Below are 20,032 nucleotides of genomic sequence, written 5' to 3'. Positions count from 1 at the left end.
CCACCGGGTGCGATGACCGGACCGTGATGGGCATCGGCCTCAGCCGACGAGCTGGACCTCGCCGTGCGTGCCGGCGGCGTCGATGCCGGGGTAGTAGCTGACGTTGCCGTCGTTCCACCCGACGAGGACGTCGTTCGGGCCCTTGCCGGGGGCGGTGAAGGAGCCGACCGTCAGCGTCTGGGCGTTCTTCCACGCCGAGTCGACAGGCCGGACGGTGATCCGGCTGCCGTGATAGCCGGCGGTGTCGACTCCCGGGAAGACCTGCGCCTGGCCGTCGTTCCAGCGGATGAGGAGGTCGGCGGTCTTCTTGCCGGTGAACTCGCCGGCACTGATCTGGACGGCGTTCTTCCAGCCGTTGTCCGCCTTCGTCAGCTGGGTCCAGCCGCTGAGGCCCTTGGTGCCGATGTCGGAGTACATCGACGTCGAGCCGTCCTCCCAGAGAACGAGAACGTCGTCGCGCAGGGAGTTCTCGGTGTAGCGGCCGGCCGTGATCAGCCGGGCGTTCTTCCAGAACGGGTTGTCACCGCCACCGGGGCGGAGCGTCTTCTCGTCGTGGACGCCGTTCTGGTCGACGTGCATGTACGTCGAGACCTTGCCGCTGGCCCAGCGGACGGTGATGCCGTCGGAGCCGTCCTCGGTGAACTTGCCACCGGTGACCGCGCGGGCGTCCGTCCAGTAGCTGCCCTTGCCCGCGATCTTGTACTCGGCGGAGAAGGGCTGCTTCGGATCGTCGTGGTCGGCGCCCTGGAAGAGAGTGGCCTCGCCGTCCTTCCAGACGACGAACAGGTCCATGCGGCGCTTGCCGTCGTTCGACCCACCGGTGAAGTAGCCGGAGGCGGTGTAGGCGGCGTACTTCCAGCTCGAGCGCGGCAGCAGCGTGCGGGAGGAGACGGACTGGACCCAGCCCGCGATGTCGTCGACACGCGTGTCGACGGCACCCTTGCGCATCTCGTCCTCGTTGCCGAAGCAGCCGCCCTGCCAGGACGTGCTGTTGACGCCGACGAGCTCGTAGCGTCCGCCGACCTCACGGAAGGCGGGGCCACCGGTGTCGCCCTTGCAGACGGCGGCGTCAGCGCTCGCACCGGCGAGTTCGACGGAGCCGTCCCGCAGGGCACTCACAGTGAACTTCGCCGAGTGCAGCTTGTCGGGAACCCACTCACCCTTGGTACGGCCGTAGCCGGCGACGCGCAGCTCCTCGCCCTGCGCGAGCGGCTTGAAGCCGATCTCGGCGGGGGTGACACCGCTGACGGGCTTGGCCAGCTTGGCCATCACCAGGTCGCGGTCCTCGCGCGGGACGAGCTCGACGACGTCCTGGACTTGACCAGTGCCGCTGGACAGGTCGGTCCGGCCGATGGTGGCGGTCGTCTTGAGCTTGGGGGCACCGGCGGCGACCTTACCGCCCTGAGCGGAGCCGTCGGCGAAGCAGCTGGCAGCGGTGACGAGCCACTGCTTCTCGACGAGGGCGGCGGTGCAGCTGCGCTTGCCGTCGCCGATGTCGAGTTTGGCGGTGAAGGTGTACGAAGCATCCTTGGCCTCATCACCGATGACGGCCTGGGACGGGGTGGCGGTGAGTACGCCGGCCACGACGGCCGTCGCCAGGACTCCTGCCAGCGAAGCTACGCGAGAACGCATATCGGGCACGTTGATTTCCGTGAGGTGGTGGTGTGGGTACCGAAGTCAGGCTCGACCTCGGAGCTAACGGCTGGCGATGATCTCGATCAGCGTGTGTTCCCGGCCTGCGGGGTCGGCGGTCTCCCCGATGGCTCGCCAGGAGTTCTTCGGGATGTCGAAGGACGCCTGCTTGTCACCGACCTCCATCTTGACCTTGGCCGCATGGTCACTGCTCTGAACACCACCGACCGAAGGAACCTCCAGAGAGAGGTATCCCTTGTTGCCGACGACCTTGAAGCAGAAGTCATCGCGGTCGCGCGCAATGAACTTGAGCAGGTTGGGGCTGCTGCCGCACTCGGCAAGAAGGATGTGCCCGTCCCCGCGCTTCAGCTTGAGCCCCTTCTCCTTGAAGATCTTTTCCGCGTTCGGGTAGGAGAAGTCCTCAACCGCCGAGGGAGGCTGTTCAGTCGATCCCTGGGCAGCCCGTGGTGCGCCGGCGCCGTTCACGGCACTGGCCCCTCCCGCAAGCAGGAGGGCGCTACCGACGAGGGCGCCGCCTGCGAGGCCGACGGCCAGCAGGCGTGTGGGTATCCGCACGATGACTCGCATTTCAACTAGTTGGCCTGAATGGGACAGAACACCCCATCGGCATGCATGACTATCACCTGACATCAGACCGACTCAAGCCTGGCGAATGTTATTGAACCGTCACCATGGCGATCCCGCCGAAGAGTCACCTATCGATTGACTTGCCTGATGGGTCATCAATCTTTCTCTCGCCGGGGCGAGTTGCGAGCAGAGGCGGAATCGCCACCGTAGGCCATTTCTTTAAAAATCCACGATTTGCCTTCACTTTTCCTCACCTTTGCCTATGCGATCATGCTTGGCGGCGCGTGGCCACGCCCCCTCTTGCCTTCAATAAGCGATCCCAAAGGGGGAAACACCTGACATGCGACTGTCAATCGCGTCGCGCCAGCTGAGGCATACGCGCAGAAGGCTGGCCGAGCTGGCTGCCATGACCACGGCAGCAGTCGTCTTCGGAACTTCCGTGGCAGCAGCGCTCCCTGCACAGACGGGAGAGTCAGCGCTTCCGGAAAATGCCCGGGCCCAGGCCGTGGAAGCCTGGAAGACCGGCGGTACGGCGACCAAGCGCGAAGCCGTCAAGGCCCTGGCCGGCTCCCCCGCAGATATGCGTGCCTTCCTCAGGGATGCGAGGCACCGGTCCCAGGTCGAGGATGCCCGTTACGCCATCCTCAAGACGATGGCGAGTGCCGGAAAGGGTGTCTCCGCAGCGGCCGACAAGGCACTGTCCGGCTCCGACGAGGACGTACTCGCATTCGTCAAGGATGGATTCCAGAATCCGCTGCAGGACGACAGGCGCTTCGCGGTCCTGCGGGCCATGAACGGGGGCGGCAAGGCCGTCAATCGTGAGGGCCAGCGCGCCCTCGACAAGGGCACGCCCGAGGTTCTGGACACATTCCTTCAGGAGGGCCTGGAGAAGGCCACCAACGAGGACAACCGGTTCGAAGTACTGCGTGTCATGAACTCCGGCGGCCCCGCTGTGAAGCAGGCCGCCGAGCGTGCCATGAACGGGGATGCCGGCGATATAGCCGAGTTTCTGGAGCGTGGCCTGGACCTGGCCCGGGCACGCGACCAGGAGACGATGACGGTCACGCAGCTGGCCCAGGTCGCCACCGAGGCCGGTAAGAAGGCCAAGGCGGAGACCGACGCGGCGCTGGAAGCCTCCGCCGTCGCCGACAAGGCCGCGGCGAGGGCCAAGGAAGCCGCCGAGGAGGCGGCTCGGGAGACCGCCGCGGCCAAGTCTGACGCCGACAAGGCCGGCCGTTTCGCCACGAAGGCCGCCCAGGCGGCCGAAGGTGCTGCCGAGGCGGCCCGCACCGCCATCCGTGCGTCGAACAATGCGGTGTCCGCGGCCCGTACGGCGGCCCGTGCGGCTTCCAACGCCGCTTCGGCCGCTGCCGCCGCCGGCCAGGCCGCGGCCCGCGCCTACCAGGCGGCGAACGCCGCCATGGCGGACGCCGGCCAGGCCAAGGCGGCCCGCCAGGCCGCCGAGCTGGCCCGGAACGCCGCAGCGGGTGCCCGCACCGCCGCGGCCGCTGCCGACCAGGCGGCGAACGCGTCCGCAGCGGCCGGCCAATCCGGCGCAGCGGCGGCCAGTGCCGCCCGCAACGCCGCCGCCGCGGCCGAGGCCGCCGCGGAGTCGAGCGGACACGCCGGTGTCGCCCAGGCTGAGGCGGCCCGCGCCAAGCAGGCGGCGGCCACCGCCCGCTACGAGGCCGACCGCGCGACCCGCGCTGCCGGCAACGCGGTCTCCTTGTCGAACCAGGCGGCTGCCGCCGCCCGTGCCACCCGCACGGCGGCCAACGACGCGGCCCGGCACGCGGACGCGGCGGCCAAGGCCGCCGACAAGGCCGCGGACGAGGCGGGCAAGGCCCAGGACGCGGCCGACAAGGCCAAGGCGCACGCCACCGCCGCGCTCGAGGCCGCCAAGACGGCGGGCGACGCGACCAAGCAGGCCGAGACCGTGTTCAAGGTCGCCCGCGAGGCCGAGGAAAAGATGCTGCAGGCGGACCTCGCTGCGGCCCTCGACGACGCGCGAGGCCGCAAGGCCTTCGAAGACGAGATGCGGTCGGTCGTCGACAAGCAGCAGACCCAGGCTGCCCAGACCGACGAGACCACCAAGAAGCTGATCTCCGAGGCCGGCGAGAAGCAGGACAAGGACGCCCCGGGCGCGGCGAAGCTGGCCCGTCAGGCGGCCGTCAACCTGCTGTCGAGCACGGGCACCTGGACCCGTGCGGCGGCCGAGGACGCTCTGTCGGGCTCCGACGAGTCCATGCTGGCCTGGGTGAAGCAGGACCGACGCACGGCCGAGGAACAGGACGACCGCGAGAAGGCGGTCTTCTTCAGCCGGATCGGCTCCCCCAAGACGGCCGCGGCCGCACAGGGCGCCCTCGCCAAGGGCCCCGCCGAGGTGCAGGCGTTTCTGACGAAGGGCGCCTTCGAGGGTCAGCGCGAGGAGTACCGCTACCAAATCCTGCGGATCATCAACGACGCGGGCAAGGCCGTCAAGGAGGCCGCGAGCAAGGCACTCGACGACAGTTCCGTCGAGGCACTGCGCTCATTCCTCACCACGGGCTACGCCAAGGCGCAGGCCGAGGACGACCGCTTCCAGACGTTGCGGCTCCTGAACGAGGGTGGCCCGGCCATGAAGGCCACCGCGCAGGTGGCCCTCGAGGGCACGGTCTCGATGCGGCGCGCCTTCGTCGAGCGCGCGCAGTTCCGCGCCGCCCAGGCGGATCAGGACACCGCGGCCCACATCGCGGCGGTCCAGGCCCAGATCAGCATCGCGTCCAAGGCCACGTCCGAGGCATACGGGAACGCGGCGACCGCGGCCGAGGCCGCGGCACACGCCCAGGGCAGGGCGGACGAGGCCAAGGGCCACGCCGCCAAGGCCAAGGCGTCGGCGGACGAGGCGCGGGGCCATGCCACGCGGGCGCAGGAGTACGCCAAGAAGGCCGACGCGTCGGCCGCGAGCGCGGCCGCGTCCGCCAAGAAGGCCAAGGACGCCGCCGCCAAGGCGCGCACCGCCAGCCGTCAGGCCAACTACTCGGCCACCCAGGCCGCCCTCTCCGCACAGCAGGCGGTGGCCTCTGCGGCCAACGCCCAGGCCTCGGCCGGCCGGGCCCAGCAGGCCGCGGTCCAGGCCGGCCAGGACGCGGCGGCCGCGCGCCAGGCGGCGAGCGAGGCGAAGCAGATCGCGGTCGAGAAGCGCGAGGCCGAGCAGCGGGCGGCGGCGGAAGCCGCGCGTCAGCAGGCCGAAGAGGCCGCGAAGAACAACCAGCGTCCGGAGAACGACTCCAAGAACGACAAGGCCGAGTTGCCTGGGGGCGGCAAAGACGGTGACAAGGGCGGCGGCGACACGAAGGGGGCCGACAAGGTTGCCGAGTGGTTGGGAAACGCCAGCACCGTCACCGGCTACATCGCGGCCGGTGCGGCGCTCACAGGCCTTGAGCCCCTCGCAGCCGCAGCGGGCGCCATTTCGCTCTTCACGGGTGTTGCCAGCGCTGCCGTCACCTTCGCCGCCCATGGCTGGAGTCCTCAGTTCATAAGTTCCGCGATCGGGGTCGGTCTCGGAGTGGCCGGGATACGGTTTAACAGGGCCATCGGCAGCGCCGGCGGGATAGTAAAGTCGGCAGGAACAATGACGAAGAAAGCATTCGGCGAGGCCGCCTCATCCGTCTACTCATCGGTCACCAGCTGGTTCGATTGATCAATTGATCACCTCTCTGTGAACAGCCGAGCTGTGGTGCCCGCACCTGCGGGCACCACAGCGATCAAGGAGATCATGTTGCACCCCCCGCACATCTCGATAGACGCCTGGTGGATCATCGCCGCCATAGCGACGGCGCTACTCCTGGCCGTCTGCGTGCCCGTGATGCCCACACGGGATCACAAAGTCAAAATGGCCTGTGTTCCTCTTCTCGGAGTGGTGATTCTGTGGGTGGCCGCCGAGCTGAGGGGACATGATCTCGAAACAGTGCTGCTCATGTATTCCACAGGAACGCTCGTGTTCCCTCTCGGCCTCGTCGGACGCGGCAAAGAGCTCAAGAAAGCCGTCGAGGACGAGAAGCTGTTCGGAAAGCAAAGCTCCCCACCCAAGCTGACCACCCAGCTCCTTGCCGCGTTCTTCGGGATGATGCTGGTGTGGGCGTGGCTCAGCTTGGGCTAGCGAAAAGTAGGTGTACCACGTGAAGTTGGCCCGTGTTTCCGCGGCCGTCGTCGCCGCCGCGCTGGCCCCGGCCGTTCTCTTCTCCTCGCCGGCGGTCGCCGCCGACAGCGTCAAGGAGCCTGCGGCCTCCGCCCCGGAAAAGGCCGCTGAGGCGAAGCCGGAACAAGGCACCGACAAGAAGCAGATCGAAGAGGACAGGTTCGCGATTCTGCGGATTCTCGGTCAGGAGAACCCCGGCCGCGGCCTCAAGGCAGCGGCGGAGAAGGCGCTCAACGGCACCCCCGAGGACATGCGTGCCTTCCTCACCACCGGCCAGTACAAAGCCCGTGACGAGGACAATCGTGTGGCCATCCTGAGGATCCTCGGGGCGGGCAAGGACGTCGGTCCGAGCGTCCGGGAAGTCGCGAACAAGGCGCTCGACGGCACCCCCGAGGACCGGGTGAAGTTCCTCAAGACCGATTACCAGTCGGCCCGGCGCTCGGACGACCGGGTCCGTACCGTCCAGATTCTGAGCGCCGGCGGGCCCGCCGTGCGGGAAGCCGCGAAGAAGGCGCTCAAGGGAACGCCCGAGGACGTTCGGCACTTCCTTGAGGTCGGTCAGTACGAGGCCCGCGCCAAGGACGAGGCCGATGAGAAGGCCGCCAAGGAGGCCGAGGAGAAGGAAAAGAAGGAGAAGGAGAAGGAGAACAAGGACGACGCCGGAGCCGGCGGCAGCAAGAGCGACAAGCCGTCCACCGGCGACCGGGTCAAGCCGGAGAACAGCGGCGGCAGCGGCGGCAATGGCGCCAAGCCGGCGACCGACCTCGCCGCGAAGCCCGCTGCCGGCGACAGGCGCGGCGCGGGCGGAAAGTCCTCCGCCGGCAGCGGCCAGATAGCCGCCACCGGCGCCGACCCCGTACTGCCGTGGGCCCTGGGCGGCAGCGCCGTCGCCCTCGCCGCGGGTGCGGGCCTGGTCGTGGCGGCGCGCCGACGCCGCACCGGCGGCGCCGCGCTCTGACGCCCGGGGAAAGCCCCGTTGAAGCCCCGGCGCGTCCAGGGGGTCTGGGCGGCCTCGCCCAGACCCCCATGGCCGTCACGCCAAGAACCCCGTTCGGCTAAGCCGCCGCCACCACCTCCGGGTGCCGCACCCGCACCGCCTCCACGCCCTCCGCGTTGTGCCGCTCCGCCCAGACCTCCAGTGCCGAGCGGCACGCGTGGTCGAGGTGGCGCAGGGCGGAGAGGTCGAGCTCGATGGGGCGGTCCTGGGGCAGGGCCTCCAGGGTGTCCAGGATGCGGGGAAGTCGCAGGAAGGTGGCGTTTCCGGTGAGGGCCACCACCATGCGGCCGTCCGTCAAATCGCGTACGTCGACGCCGACTTGGGAGGTCTCCCACGCCGACTTCACGACGGCGAGCAGCAGGCCCAGCACCACGCCCTCGAACATGCTGGTCGTCACGATGGCGACGGCCGTGACCGCGAGGATGATGAGCTCGCCGCGGTGCTCGCGCCACAGCGGGGCGAGGTCCTTGAACGGTACGAGCTTGCAGCCGGCGTGGACCAGGACGCCCGCGAGGGCGGCCAGGGGGATGATGCCGATCGCGGTCGGCAGCATGACGGCGAACAGCAGCAGCCAGACGCCGTGCAACACCCGGGACAGGGGCGTCTTGGCGCCGGCCTGGACGTTGGCGGAGCTGCGGACGATGACCGCGGTCATGGGCAGGGCGCCGAGGACGCCGCAGACGGTGTTGCCGACACCCTGGGCCAGCAGTTCCTTGTCGTAGTGCGTGGGCGGGCCGTCGTGCATGCGGTCGACCGCGGCGGCGCTGAACAGCGTCTCCGCCGAGGCGATGAGGGTGAAGGCGAGCACCGTACCGAGGGCGGCGACGCTGCCCAGGGAGGTGAGGTCGTTCAGACCGGGCGGCTGGATGGCCTCGATCAGTCCCTGGACCTTCACGTTGGCGACGTTCAGGCCGCCCAGCGCGGTCACGGCCGTGGCCAGGGCGACGGCCACCAGCGGCGCGGGCACCAGCTGGGCCTTCCCCGGGAGCTTCTTCCACAGGACGAGGACGGCTATGGTGCCGGCGCCGACGGCGAAGGAGACCAGCGCGTCGCTGTCGGTGACGACGTCCGCGACGAGGCCGGGGACGCCCGCTATCTTCTCGAGGCCGGAGCGCGGCTGCTTGACCCCGGCCATGGTGTAGAGCTGGCCGAAGAGCAGGACGAGCCCGATGCCGGCGAGCATGCCCTGCACCACGGCCACGGAGATCGCCCGGAACCAGCGGCCGAAGCGCAGGGCGCCCAGGGCGAGTTGGAGCAGTCCCGTGACGAGGACGATGGCACCGAGAGTGCCCAGGCCGAACTCCCGCACGGCTTCGAAGACGAGCACGGTGAGCCCGGCCGCCGGGCCGCTGACCTGGAAGGTGCTGCCGGGCATGGCGCCGACGACGAGGCCGCCGACGATTCCGGTGATCAGTCCGAGCTCGGCGGGCACGCCGGAGGCGACGGCCACGCCGACGCACAACGGCAGGGCCACCAGGAAGACGACGAGTGACGCGAGTGCGTCACGCCGTAGGACGGGAGGGTCTTTCAGGCTGGAGAACATGGATGAGGGTTCCTTGATTCAAGGTGGTGCGGCGGAGTGCTTCGGGTGAAGTGGCTGCGCGCTACAGCGGACCGAATACGCGGTCACCGCCGGGCCGGTGCGCCATGACCGCACCGGTGTGTACCTCGTAGTACCAGGCATGGAGGGACAGCAGCCCCTCTTCGATGCGTTCACGTACGCACGGGTAGGCACGCAGCCTCTCGAGCTGGTCCACCGCGTGTTGCTGCACCGCGTCCGCCACGTCGGCGGGGACGGCGGAGGGGTCCTTCGCCCGCGGGGCCCGCACGGCCCGCGGTACGGCACGCTCCAGCCAGCCGCGCACGGCCGGGGCGGAGGAGAGGTCGTCGTCCCGCACTATGGCGCTCACGGCCCCGCAGTGGGAGTGCCCGCAGACGATGATGTCGCGGACGTTGAGCACGCGCACGGCGTACTCGATGGTCGCGGTCTCACCGGCGGGATGGTCGTCGTGGTACTCGGGCACGATGTTGCCGGCCGTGCGCAGCTCGAAGAGCTCGCCGGGGCGTGCGCCCGTGATGAGGGACGGTACGACGCGCGAGTCGGAACAGGTGATGAACAGGGCCTCGGGAGACTGTCCGGCCTCCAGGGGCCTGAAGGTCTCGGCGTTCTCGGCGACGTGGCTCGCGAACGAACGGGCGTTGTCAATGAGCGACTTCATGTTGGCCTGCCTCCTGCACCCCTGATTCTGGTGGGGGCGCGGTGTGGTCGGGTCGGGTCATGTCAGGTCGGATCGGCATTGCCGGTTTCGGGCACCACTGCAGCGGGGTGCCGACGGCAGCCGTGATCGTGTCCGATTCTCCACGGCTGCCGCTACGGATACTTTACCCACACATTACCTGTTGATGACAGACTTTATTTTCCCCAAACAGGGGGCATAGACGGGCACTTGACATGTCGCGGACGGTTCGACCATCGAACTGAGACCCCATCACCCACAGTTCAACACACCCTTCCCGGCAGGTCATTCGGGCCGCTCAGCAGCACATCGCGTCCTTGACACCCCCATTGGTACAGTCCAACATCCCGACTGTCCGGGCGACGGGGCCCCGGGCGTGCACGGCACCCGGCGGCACCGGGCCGCCCAGTCGGAGGGGGACCCCCATGCGCCTCACGCACCTGACCCACGCGGTGCTGCAGCCGGGATTCGAGGGCACGACGGCCCCCGACTGGGTCCGCCGCCGGATCGCCGACCAGGGCCTCGCCTCCGTCGTCCTGTTCGGGCGCAACATCTCCACGCCCGAACAGGTCGCCCGCCTCACCGCCGCGCTGCGCGCCGAGAACCCCGATCTGATCGTCGCGATCGACGAGGAGGCGGGCGACGTCACCCGCCTGGAGGCCTGGACCGGGGCCTCGCGCCCCGGCAACCTCGCCCTGGGCTCGGTCGACGACACCGCGCTGACCGAGGAGGTCGCCCGGGACATCGGCCGCGAGCTGCACGCGGCCGGCGTCACCCTCGACTACGCGCCCAGCGCCGACGTCAACTCCAACCCCCGCAATCCAGTCATCGGCGTGCGGTCCTTCGGCTCGAGCACCGCCCTCGTGGCCCGGCACACGGCGGCCTGGGTGCGCGGGCTGCAGTCGGCGGGGGTCGCCGCCTGCGCCAAGCACTTCCCCGGCCACGGCGACACCGCCGTCGACTCCCACCACGACCTGCCCACCGTCACCGCCTCCGCCGCCTCGGTCGCGGGGACCGCCCTGCCACCCTTCGTCGCCGCGATCGGGGCGGGCGTACGCGCCGTGATGACCGGTCACCTCCTCGTCCCCGCCCTCGATCCGGACCTCCCGGCCACGCTCAGCCGGCGCGTCCTGGTCGACCTGCTGCGCACCCGGCTGGGCTTCGACGGGATGGTCGTCACCGACGGCATCGAGATGAGCGCCGTGACCTCCCGCTACGGCATCGACGGGGCGACGGTGCGCGCCGTGGCGGGCGGCGCGGACGCGGTGTGCGTCGGCGGCGAGATCGCGGCGGAGGAGACGACCGAGCGGCTGACGGCCGCACTGGCCAAGGCGGTTCACGACGGCACCCTGCCGGAGGAGCGGCTGGCCGAGGCGGCGGGCCGGGTCGCGGAGTTCGCCGCCTGGTCCGGGGAGCGGTTCCGCGGCCGTACGGCCGAACACGGCGCGCGCTCCGACGTCGGGCTGCGCGCCGCCCGGCGCGCCCTGCGCGTCACCGGCGCGGCGACCGCCGCGCTGCCCCTGGGCGCCGACCCGCACGTCGTCGAGCTCGCCCCCGCCTCCACCCTCGCCATCGACCGGCAGACGCCCTGGGGGCTGGCCGCGCCCCTGCGCGCGCTGCGGCCCGCCACCACGTCCGTGCGGCTGACGCAGCCCGAACTCGCCCGCGACGCGGCCGTCTTGGAGCGCGTCGTCCTCGTCCCCGCCGTCGGCCGCCCGCTGGTCGTCGTGGTCCGCGACGCGGCCCGGCACTCCTGGATGGCCGGCGCCCTCGGCCGCCTCCTGCGGCGGCGCCCGGACGCGGTCGTCGTCGAGATGGGCGTCCCCGGCGCCGACACCCCCGGCGCTCCGCACCTCGCGACCCACGGGGCCACTCGCGTATCGGGCCTGGCCGCGGCCGAGTTCCTCACCGGCGCAAACGGAACCGACGCAAACGGAACCCACACAAACGGAACCGGCACCTTCTGAATCATTCCGATATGCGGATAGGGGGTGACGTCCGGAGGCACCCTCCCCTAGATTTCCTGCGCATTACGCAAGTGATCGCTCAGGGGACGGAGTCACGCATGTCGCAACCACCCGCGCAGCCACCCGGGGGTGGCCGCGAACCGGTCGTCACCCTGCCGCTGGTCATCGCCGGCGTATGCCTGGCCCTGCCGTTCGCGGCGATGCTCTGGGTCGACTCCTACTCCCGGCTCACCCCGGCCTTCATCGGTATCCCCTTCTTCTACTGGTACCAGATGCTGTGGGTCGTCCTCTCGACGCTGCTCACCGTCGTCGCCTATGTCATCGTGCGCCGCCACGAGCGGCGGACGCGTGCGCGTGCGGGAGGTGAGCCGCGATGAAGGACGGCGTGAACGGTGTCGCGCTCACCGTCTTCATCATCTTCTTCCTCGCCGTCACGGTCATGGGTTTTCTGGCCTCGAAGTGGCGGCGCGCGGAGAACGCGAACAATCTCGACGAGTGGGGACTGGGCGGCCGCTCCTTCGGCACCTGGGTCACCTGGTTCCTGCTGGGCGGTGACCTCTATACCGCGTATACGTTCGTGGCCGTCCCGGCCGCCATTTACGCGGGCGGCGCGGCGGGCTTCTTCGCGGTGCCGTACACCATTCTCTGTTACCCGCTCGTGTTCACCTTCCTGCCCCGCCTCTGGTCGGTCGCGCACAAGCACGGCTATGTGACGTCCTCGGACTTCGTCCGGGGCCGGTTCGGCTCCAAGGGCCTCTCGCTGGCCCTGGCGTTGACCGGAATACTCGCCACGATGCCGTACATCGCGCTGCAATTGGTGGGCATCCAGGCGGTTCTGGACGTCATGGGCGTCGGCGGCGGGGAGAACACCAACTGGTTCGTGAAGGACCTGCCGCTGCTGATCGCCTTCGGTGTGCTCGCGGCCTACACCTATTCCTCGGGGCTGCGCGCGCCCGCGCTGATCGCGTTCGTCAAGGACACCTTGATCTACATCGTGATCATCGTGGCGATCGTCTACATCCCGATGAAGCTCGGCGGCTTCGGCGACATCTTCGCGAAGGCCGGTGAGGCGTTCGCGGCAGAAAACCCGGCCACCGGCAAGCCTCGCGGCTCGCTGATCACCGGACCGCAGGCGCAGTGGGCGTACGCGACGCTCGCCCTGGGCTCGGCGATGGCGCTGTTCCTCTATCCGCACTCGGTGACCGCGGTGCTTTCCAGCAAGGGCCGCAATGTCATCCGCCGCAACACCACCATTCTTCCCCTTTACTCCCTGATGCTGGGCCTGCTGGCCATGCTCGGCTTCATGGCCATCGCCGCCGGGGTGAAGGTGAAGAACGGACAGCTCGCGATCCCGCAGCTCTTCGAGGACATGTTCCCCGACTGGTTCACGGGTGTGGCCTTCGCGGCCATCGGCATCGGCGCGCTCGTTCCGGCCGCCATCATGTCGATCGCGGCGGCAAATCTCTTCACGCGCAACATCTACAAGGACTTCATCAAGCCGGACGCCTCTCCCGAACACGAGGCGAAGGTCTCCAAGCTCGCCTCCCTGCTGGTGAAGGTCGGCGCCCTCGCCTTCGTCCTGACCATGGACAAAACGGTCGCCATCAATTTCCAGCTGCTCGGCGGCATCTGGATCCTGCAGACCGTGCCGGCCCTGGTCGGCGGTCTCTTCACCCGCTGGTGCCACCGCTGGGCGCTGCTCGCGGGCTGGGCGGCCGGGATGATCTACGGCACCTGGCGGGCGTACGACACGCCGAGCGCCACCCAGGACCACTTCGGCAACACCAACCTGATCCCGCTCATCGGCGAGAAGGGCTACATCGGCCTCACCGCCTTCGTCCTCAATGTGATCGTCGTCATCGTCGCGACGTTCGTCCTCAGGGCGCTGAAGGCGCCCGACGGCGTGGACGAGACCCGGCCGTCGGACTACACCGCCGACGCCGGCGACCCAGGCGTCCGTACGGACCTCCCCCCGGCCACCGTGGGGGCCCCCGGCGGGCACTGACCCGACCCACCCTCCAGAGGGCCGCCACACCCCCGTCCAGGGGGCGTGACGGCCCTCTTCGCTTGCCCTGCCGGGCCCACCCGTTAGCACATTCCGCAACCGCTTCATGACGGGACGACACAACATGTGGGGGCGCGTACGAGGCCCGGCACTAGATGTATGCTCGTCCTCGCTGTCGTCGCAGGGGAATCCGGTGGAAATCCGGAACTGTCCCGCAACGGTGTATGTGTGCGCATATACACAGCGCACCGAAGTCCGAGGACCTGCCGACAGCGCGTCCACCACCGAGCCTGCCCTGGGCTCGGCTATGGGCGTTGAATTCGTCCGGGCCCCGCGGGTTGGGCCGGCGGACGCCTACGAGGTGTGCCCTGGTGCAAGCGGCATGCCCGTACGCGACCGTCGCGCGCCTCCCGCCCGGCCCACCCCAGCCGAGCGAGGGAGAGCCACACGTGACCATCGCGCCCGCAGATCCGGTCTCAGCGAACGCGGAAGCGACCGGCGGCCCCGGGACCGCGCTGCTGCGCACCCTGACCGATCTCACCGCCGATCTGCCCGCCACCGACCCGGGCAAGGTCGCCGCCGCCGCGCTGCGCGGCCGGCACCCCGGTTCGGACGAGGCCGAGCTGCGCTCCCTCGCCACCGAGGCCGCCGCCGGTCTCATCGCCGAGGAGCCGGAGTACTCCAAGCTCGCCGCCCGGCTGCTCACCCGTGCCATCGCCGACGAGGCGGCCGGCCAGGGTGCGACGTCCTTCTCCGCCTCGGTCGCCGTCGGCCACCGCGAGGGCCTGATCGCGGACGAGACCGCCGCCTTCGTGGCCACCCACGCCGAGCGCCTGGACGCCCTGGTCGAGACGGCGCTGACCGACGGCGCCGACGACCGTTTCGGCTACTTCGGCCTGCGCACCCTGCACAGCCGCTACCTGCTGCGCCACCCGATCCACCGCGACGTGATCGAGACCCCGCAGCACTTCCTGCTGCGCGTGGCCTGCGGTCTGGCCGAGGACCACTCGGAGCGGGCCCTGGACGACGTCGCGGAGCTGTACCGGCTGACCAGCACGCTGTCGTACCTGCCGTCCTCCCCCACGCTCTTCAACTCCGGCACCCGCCACCCGCAGATGTCGTCCTGCTACCTGTTGGACTCGCCGCTGGACGAGCTGGACTCGATCTACGACCGCTACCACCAGGTGGCGCGCCTGTCGAAGCACGCGGGCGGCATCGGCCTGTCCTACTCCCGCATCCGCTCGCGCGGCTCGCTGATCCGCGGCACCAACGGTCACTCCAACGGCATCGTGCCGTTCCTGCGCACCCTCGACGCCTCCGTGGCGGCGGTCAACCAGGGTGGTCGGCGCAAGGGCGCCGCCTGCGTCTACCTGGAGACCTGGCACGCGGACATCGAGGAGTTCCTGGAGCTCCGCGACAACACCGGTGAGGAGGCCCGCCGCACCCACAACCTCAACATCGCGCACTGGATCCCGGACGAGTTCATGCGCCGCGTCGAGGCCGACGCCGACTGGTCGCTGTTCTCCCCCGCCGACACGCCCGACCTGGTCGACCTCTACGGCGACGAGTTCGACGCCGCGTACCGCCGGTACGAGGCCGAGGGCAAGGCCGTCAAGCAGATCCCGGCCCGCGTGCTGTACGCCCGCATGATGCGCACCCTCGCGCAGACCGGCAACGGCTGGATGACGTTCAAGGACGCCGCCAACCGCACGGCCAACCAGACGGCCGAAAAGGGCAAGGTCGTCCACTCCTCGAACCTCTGCACCGAGATCCTCGAGGTCACCGACGACAGCGAGACCGCGGTCTGCAACCTCGGCTCGGTCAACCTCGCGCAGCACCTGGGTGCCGACGGCGAGATGGACTGGGAGAAGCTCGACCGTACGGTCCGTACGGCCGTGACGTTCCTCGACCGCGTCGTGGACATCAACTTCTACCCGACCGAGCAGGCCGGCAACTCCAACAACCGCTGGCGCCCGGTGGGCCTGGGCCTGATGGGCCTGCAGGACGTCTTCTTCCGCCTGCGCCTGCCCTTCGACTCCCCCGAGGCGAAGGAGCTGTCCACCCGCATCTCCGAGCGGATCATGCTCGCGGCGTACGAGGCCTCCGCCGACCTCGCCGAGCGGCACGGCCCGCACGCGGCCTGGTCCGCGACACGCACCGCCCGCGGCGTGCTGCACCCCGACCACTACCCCAACGCCGTCCCGGCCTGGGCGGACCGCTGGGACGCGCTGCGCGCCCGCATCGCCGAGGTCGGCATGCGCAACTCGCTGCTGCTGGCGATCGCCCCCACGGCGACCATCGCCTCCATCGCGGGCGTGTACGAGTGCATCGAGCCGCAGGTCTCCAACCTCTTCAAGCGCGAGACGCTCTCCGGTGAGTTCCTGCAGGTCAACACCTACCTGGTGGAGGACCTCAAGAAGCTCGGCGTGTGGGACCGCACGACCCGCGACGCCATGACGGACGCCAACGGCTCGATCCAGGACCTGAAGTGGATCCCGCAGGAGGTGCGCGACCTGTACCGCACCGCCTGGGAGATCCCGCAGCGCTACCTGATCGACATGGCCGCGGCCCGTACGCCGTACCTGGACCAGAGCCAGTCGCTGAACCTCTTCATGGCCTCGCCCACCATCGGCAAGCTCAGCTCGATGTACGCGTACGCCTGGAAGCAGGGCATCAAGACGACGTACTACCTGCGCTCGCGTCCGGCGACCCGGATCGCCCGGTCGGCCAGTGCGGCCGCCACCATCCCGGTGCAGCAGGCCGCGCCCGACGCGGACGCCATCGCCTGCTCCCTTGAGAACCCCGAGTCCTGCGAGGCCTGCCAGTAATGAGCTCCACCGAGAAGAACCTGCTCGACCCGGGCTTCGAGCTGACCCTGCGCCCGATGCGGTACCCGGACTTCTACGACCGCTACCGCGACGCGATCAAGAACACCTGGACCGTGGAGGAGGTCGACCTCCACTCGGACGTCGCCGACCTCGCCAAGCTCTCGCCGGGCGAGCAGCACATGATCGGCCGCCTGGTCGCGTTCTTCGCGACCGGCGACTCGATCGTGGCGAACAACCTGGTCCTGACGCTGTACAAGCACATCAACTCCCCCGAGGCGCGGCTGTACCTGTCGCGGCAGCTCTTCGAGGAGGCCGTGCACGTCCAGTTCTATCTGACCCTGCTGGACACCTACCTGCCCGACCCGGACGACCGCGCCGCGGCGTTCGACGCGGTGGAGAACATCCCCTCCATCCGCGAGAAGGCCCAGTTCTGCTTCAAGTGGATCAACGAGGTCGAGAAGCTGGAGCGGCTGGAGACGAAGGCCGACCGCCGTCGCTTCCTGCTCAACCTGATCTGCTTCGCCGCGTGCATCGAGGGCCTGTTCTTCTACGGCGCCTTCGCCTACGTGTACTGGTTCCGCAGCCGCGGCCTGCTGCACGGCCTGGCGACCGGCACCAACTGGGTCTTCCGCGACGAGACCATGCACATGAACTTCGCGTTCGAGGTCGTGGACACCGTCCGCCAGGAGGAGCCCGACCTCTTCGACGACGAGCTCCAGCAGCAGGTCACGGACATGCTGAAGGAGGCCGTCGAGGCGGAGCTGCAGTTCGGCCGCGACCTGTGCGGCGAGGGCCTGCCGGGCATGAACACCGAGTCCATGCGCGAGTACCTGCAGTGCGTGGCCGACCAGCGCCTGGTGCGACTGGGCTTCAAGCCGGTCTTCGGCTCGGAGAACCCTTTCTCCTTCATGGAGCTGCAGAACGTCCAGGAGCTGACCAACTTCTTCGAGCGCCGCGCGTCCGCGTACCAGGTGGCGGTCGAGGGCTCGGTCTCCTTCGACGACGAGTTCTAGGAATCCGGTCCTGACGGACCGGTTCCGAAAAATCGGCGCGACACGTCGATTCCGGCGTCTCCCGTTCGACGTACAGGTGAAGGGTTGGGAACAGCCCAGCTCACGTACCGATCGAACGGGAGATTGTCGTTATGCCGCGCTTTATGATGATCGTCAAGGCGAGCGAGGACTCCGAGGCCGGTGTCATGCCGACCAAGGAGCTGATCGCCGAGATGGGGCAGTACAACGAGCAGCTGGTCAAGGCCGGTGCCATGCTCGCCGGCGACGGCCTGCACCCCTCGTCCAAGGGCGCCCGGGTCTCGTACTCGGGCAGCCGGCGCACCGTGACCGACGGGCCCTTCGCCGAGACGAAGGAGCTCATCGCGGGCTTCTGGATCATCCAGGTCAAGGACCGGGACGAGGCCCTGGAGTGGGCCCGGCGCGTCCCCTTCGAGGACGGGGAGGTCGAGGTCCGGCAGATCTTCGAGCCGTCCGACTTCCCCGCGGACGTCCTGCCGCCCGAGGAGGCGGCGCGCGAGGAGGCCCTGCGGGACGAGCTGCGCCGGAAGGCACAGCAGTAGTCCCTACGATGGGCGCGTGACGGCTTCCGACACCCACCGCGCGATCGACGCGGTGTGGAGAATCGAGTCCCCGCGCCTCATCGCCGGCCTCACCCGCATCGTGCGCGACGTCGGCATCGCCGAGGAGCTCGCACAGGACGCGCTGGTCGCGGCCCTCGAGCAGTGGCCGGAGTCGGGCGTCCCGGACAAGCCGGGCGCCTGGCTCATGGCCACCGCCAGACACCGCGCCGTCGACCTCGTCCGCCGCAGGGAGACCTACGCGCGCAAGCTCGCCCTCCTCGGGCACGAGCTGCAGAGGGAGCAGCAGGCTCCGCAGGATTCCCTCCCGGTCGAGGACGACATCGAGGACGACCTCCTGCGCCTCGTCTTCACCGCCTGCCATCCGGTGCTGTCCACGGAAGCCCGCGTGGCGCTGACCCTGCGCCTGCTCGGCGGGCTGAAGACCGACGAGATCGCCCGCGCCTTCCTGGTCGCGGAGCCCACGGTCGCCCAGCGCATCGTCCGGGCGAAACGGTCCCTCGCCCACGCGGGCGTGCCCTTCGAAGTGCCGCAGGGAGACGAACTGGGCGAGCGGCTGTCCTCCGTCCTGGAGGTCGTCTACCTCATCTTCAACGAGGGCTATGCCGCCACGGCCGGCGACGACTGGATGCGCCCGGCGCTCTGCGAGGAGGCCCTGCGCCTGGGCCGGGTCCTGGCGGGCCTGATGCCGAAGGAGCCGGAGGTCCACGGCCTGGTGGCCCTGATGGAGATCCAGGCCTCCCGCTCGGCCGCCCGCACCGGGCCCCGCGGCGAGCCCGTCCTCCTGCTCGACCAGGACCGGGCGCGCTGGGACCGACTGCTGATCCGGCGCGGGCTGGCCTCCCTGGAGCGGGCGGAACGGCTGGGCGGCGCGCTGGGCCCGTACGCGCTGCAGGCCGCCATCGCCGCCTGTCACGCGCGGGCGCGTACGGCGCAGGAGACGGACTGGGAGCGCATCGCGGCGCTGTACGCGACGCTCGCCGAGCGCATGCCGTCGCCGGTGGTCGAGCTCAACCGGGCGGTGGCGGTCGGGATGGCGTACGGCCCGGAGGCCGGGCTGGAGCTGGTGGACGCGCTGGCCGGGGAGCCGGCGCTCGCGGAGTACCACCTGCTGCCGAGCGTGCGCGGCGACCTGCTGGTGAAAGTGGGCCGCTCCGAGGAGGCCCGCGGGGAGTTCGTACGGGCGGCGGCCCTCACCCGCAACGAGCGCGAGCGCGCGCTGCTGCTGGAACGGGCGGCGGCCTGCGTCTCCCTGCCCTGAGGCGCCGGACGGGCTGACGTCCGGCCCGTCCGGCAACCATCAGGCCCGTCTCAGTCGTTCGCGACGACCGGGTAGCGCGGCGTGCCCTCGGCCATCTGCCGCAGGGCGTCCTTGCGGTCGCGCTTGGAGAGGCGGTCGATGTACAGGTAGCCGTACAGGTGGTCGGTCTCGTGCTGCAGGCAGCGCGCGAAGTAGCCCGTGCCCTCGACGGCGATCGGGTTGCCGTGCATGTCCTGGCCCCGCACCACGGCGTAGTCCGGGCGCGCGAGCGAGGCGTAGGCGGTCGGCACCGACAGGCAGCCCTCGTTGGAGTCGTCGAGGATGCGGCGGTCGGCCGGCAGGTCGTCGAGCACCGGGTTGACGACGTGGCCGACGTGGCGGACGCCCTCGTCGTCGGGGCAGTCGTAGACGAAGACCTTGAGGTCGACGCCGATCTGGTTGGCGGCCAGGCCGACGCCCTCGGCGGTGCGCTGGCTGGCGAACATGTCGTCGATGAGCTGCGCGAGCTCGTCGCCGAACTCGGTCACGTCCTTGCACTCCTTGTGCAGGACGGGGTTGCCGACGACGGTGATCGGGCGGGAGGTGCCGCGCTCACGGTGCGCGAGCTCGCGCGCCTCACAGTCCTCGGTGTCCACGATGAACTCGCCGGCCGCGGCCGACTCGGCGGACTCGTTCGACTCGTCGTTCACCGGCTGGTCGGTGTCTTGCTGCGCCATGTCCGCCGTATGCCTTTCTCACAACCCGAA

15 protein-coding genes and 1 riboswitch are annotated in these 20,032 nt (G+C 69.7%); of the genes, 10 read left to right on the top strand and 5 right to left on the bottom strand.

The genetic code is table 11. The annotated features are described in order from the left end of the window. Window positions 1–39: 39 nt before the first annotated feature. Window positions 40–1,632, bottom strand: coding sequence for a S1 family peptidase (locus ACIGXW_RS10560; RefSeq protein WP_399571926.1), 1,593 nt, complete (start codon window positions 1,630–1,632; stop codon window positions 40–42). Window positions 1,633–1,695: 63 nt separating this feature from the next. Next, entirely contained in the window at window positions 1,696–2,220 is a 525-nt protein-coding gene (locus ACIGXW_RS10555; protein WP_399571925.1) for a hypothetical protein, read from the bottom strand. A gap of 505 nt (window positions 2,221–2,725) precedes the next feature. Here ACIGXW_RS10555 and ACIGXW_RS10550 point away from each other — a divergent pair. The 3 genes from ACIGXW_RS10550 to ACIGXW_RS10540 are packed head-to-tail and all read left to right on the top strand — an operon-like array spanning window position 2,726 to window position 7,358. Further along, window positions 2,726–5,902 (top strand): ALF repeat-containing protein, encoded by a 3,177-nt coding sequence (locus ACIGXW_RS10550; RefSeq protein ID WP_399571922.1) that lies wholly within the window; start codon window positions 2,726–2,728, stop codon window positions 5,900–5,902. Between the two features lie 18 nt (window positions 5,903–5,920). Then, window positions 5,921–6,361, top strand: coding sequence for a hypothetical protein (locus ACIGXW_RS10545; RefSeq protein ID WP_399571919.1), 441 nt, complete (start codon window positions 5,921–5,923; stop codon window positions 6,359–6,361). 19 nt (window positions 6,362–6,380) lie between these two features. Next, window positions 6,381–7,358: an ALF repeat-containing protein gene (locus ACIGXW_RS10540; protein WP_399571917.1), complete on the top strand. Its 978-nt coding sequence runs from the start codon at window positions 6,381–6,383 to the stop codon at window positions 7,356–7,358. 97 nt (window positions 7,359–7,455) lie between these two features. On the opposite strand, the gene ACIGXW_RS10535 is transcribed toward ACIGXW_RS10540, so the two are convergent. Then, window positions 7,456–8,940, bottom strand: a complete 1,485-nt coding sequence (locus ACIGXW_RS10535) for a SulP family inorganic anion transporter (protein ID WP_399571915.1) — start codon at window positions 8,938–8,940, stop codon at window positions 7,456–7,458. A gap of 61 nt (window positions 8,941–9,001) precedes the next feature. Next, the gene (locus ACIGXW_RS10530; protein WP_399571913.1) at window positions 9,002–9,616 is read right to left on the bottom strand and encodes a carbonic anhydrase; all 615 of its coding nucleotides are present in this window, start codon (window positions 9,614–9,616) and stop codon (window positions 9,002–9,004) included. Between the two features lie 443 nt (window positions 9,617–10,059). Between ACIGXW_RS10530 and ACIGXW_RS10525 the strand changes: the two genes are divergently transcribed. The 7 genes from ACIGXW_RS10525 to ACIGXW_RS10495 all read left to right on the top strand — a co-directional run bounded on the left by ACIGXW_RS10525 (window position 10,060) and on the right by ACIGXW_RS10495 (window position 19,286). Further along, window positions 10,060–11,601 (top strand): glycoside hydrolase family 3 protein, encoded by a 1,542-nt coding sequence (locus ACIGXW_RS10525; protein ID WP_399571912.1) that lies wholly within the window; start codon window positions 10,060–10,062, stop codon window positions 11,599–11,601. Window positions 11,602–11,699: 98 nt separating this feature from the next. Continuing rightward, window positions 11,700–11,978 (top strand): DUF3311 domain-containing protein, encoded by a 279-nt coding sequence (locus tag ACIGXW_RS10520; protein ID WP_071962414.1) that lies wholly within the window; start codon window positions 11,700–11,702, stop codon window positions 11,976–11,978. After that, window positions 11,975–13,606, top strand: coding sequence for a monocarboxylate uptake permease MctP (gene mctP, locus ACIGXW_RS10515; protein WP_399571909.1), 1,632 nt, complete (start codon window positions 11,975–11,977; stop codon window positions 13,604–13,606). The genes ACIGXW_RS10520 and mctP overlap by 4 nt, the downstream gene beginning before the upstream one ends. Window positions 13,607–13,748: 142 nt before the next feature. Further along, a riboswitch (cobalamin riboswitch) is annotated at window positions 13,749–13,892 on the top strand. A 163-nt stretch (window positions 13,893–14,055) separates the two neighbouring features. After that, a complete protein-coding gene (locus ACIGXW_RS10510; RefSeq protein WP_399571907.1) occupies window positions 14,056–16,434 on the top strand; it encodes a ribonucleoside-diphosphate reductase subunit alpha in 2,379 nt (792 codons plus the stop codon). Then, entirely contained in the window at window positions 16,434–17,447 is a 1,014-nt protein-coding gene (locus tag ACIGXW_RS10505) for a ribonucleotide-diphosphate reductase subunit beta (RefSeq protein ID WP_071962416.1), read from the top strand. Before ACIGXW_RS10510 ends, ACIGXW_RS10505 begins: the two co-directional genes overlap by 1 nt. Before the next feature lie 143 nt (window positions 17,448–17,590). Further along, window positions 17,591–18,007: a YciI family protein gene (locus tag ACIGXW_RS10500; RefSeq protein ID WP_360906804.1), complete on the top strand. Its 417-nt coding sequence runs from the start codon at window positions 17,591–17,593 to the stop codon at window positions 18,005–18,007. A gap of 16 nt (window positions 18,008–18,023) precedes the next feature. Beyond that, window positions 18,024–19,286 (top strand): RNA polymerase sigma factor, encoded by a 1,263-nt coding sequence (locus ACIGXW_RS10495; RefSeq protein ID WP_399571905.1) that lies wholly within the window; start codon window positions 18,024–18,026, stop codon window positions 19,284–19,286. A gap of 50 nt (window positions 19,287–19,336) precedes the next feature. Here ACIGXW_RS10495 and def read toward each other — a convergent pair whose 3' ends face one another. Beyond that, window positions 19,337–20,002: a peptide deformylase gene (gene def, locus ACIGXW_RS10490; protein ID WP_399571903.1), complete on the bottom strand. Its 666-nt coding sequence runs from the start codon at window positions 20,000–20,002 to the stop codon at window positions 19,337–19,339. Window positions 20,003–20,032: the final 30 nt, after the last annotated feature.

This window comes from Streptomyces sp. NPDC053079 (assembly GCF_044546695.1).
Taxonomy (GTDB): domain Bacteria; phylum Actinomycetota; class Actinomycetes; order Streptomycetales; family Streptomycetaceae; genus Streptomyces.
Note: the sequence above shows the minus strand (reverse complement) of the source record. Positions and strands in the feature narration are given on the sequence as shown.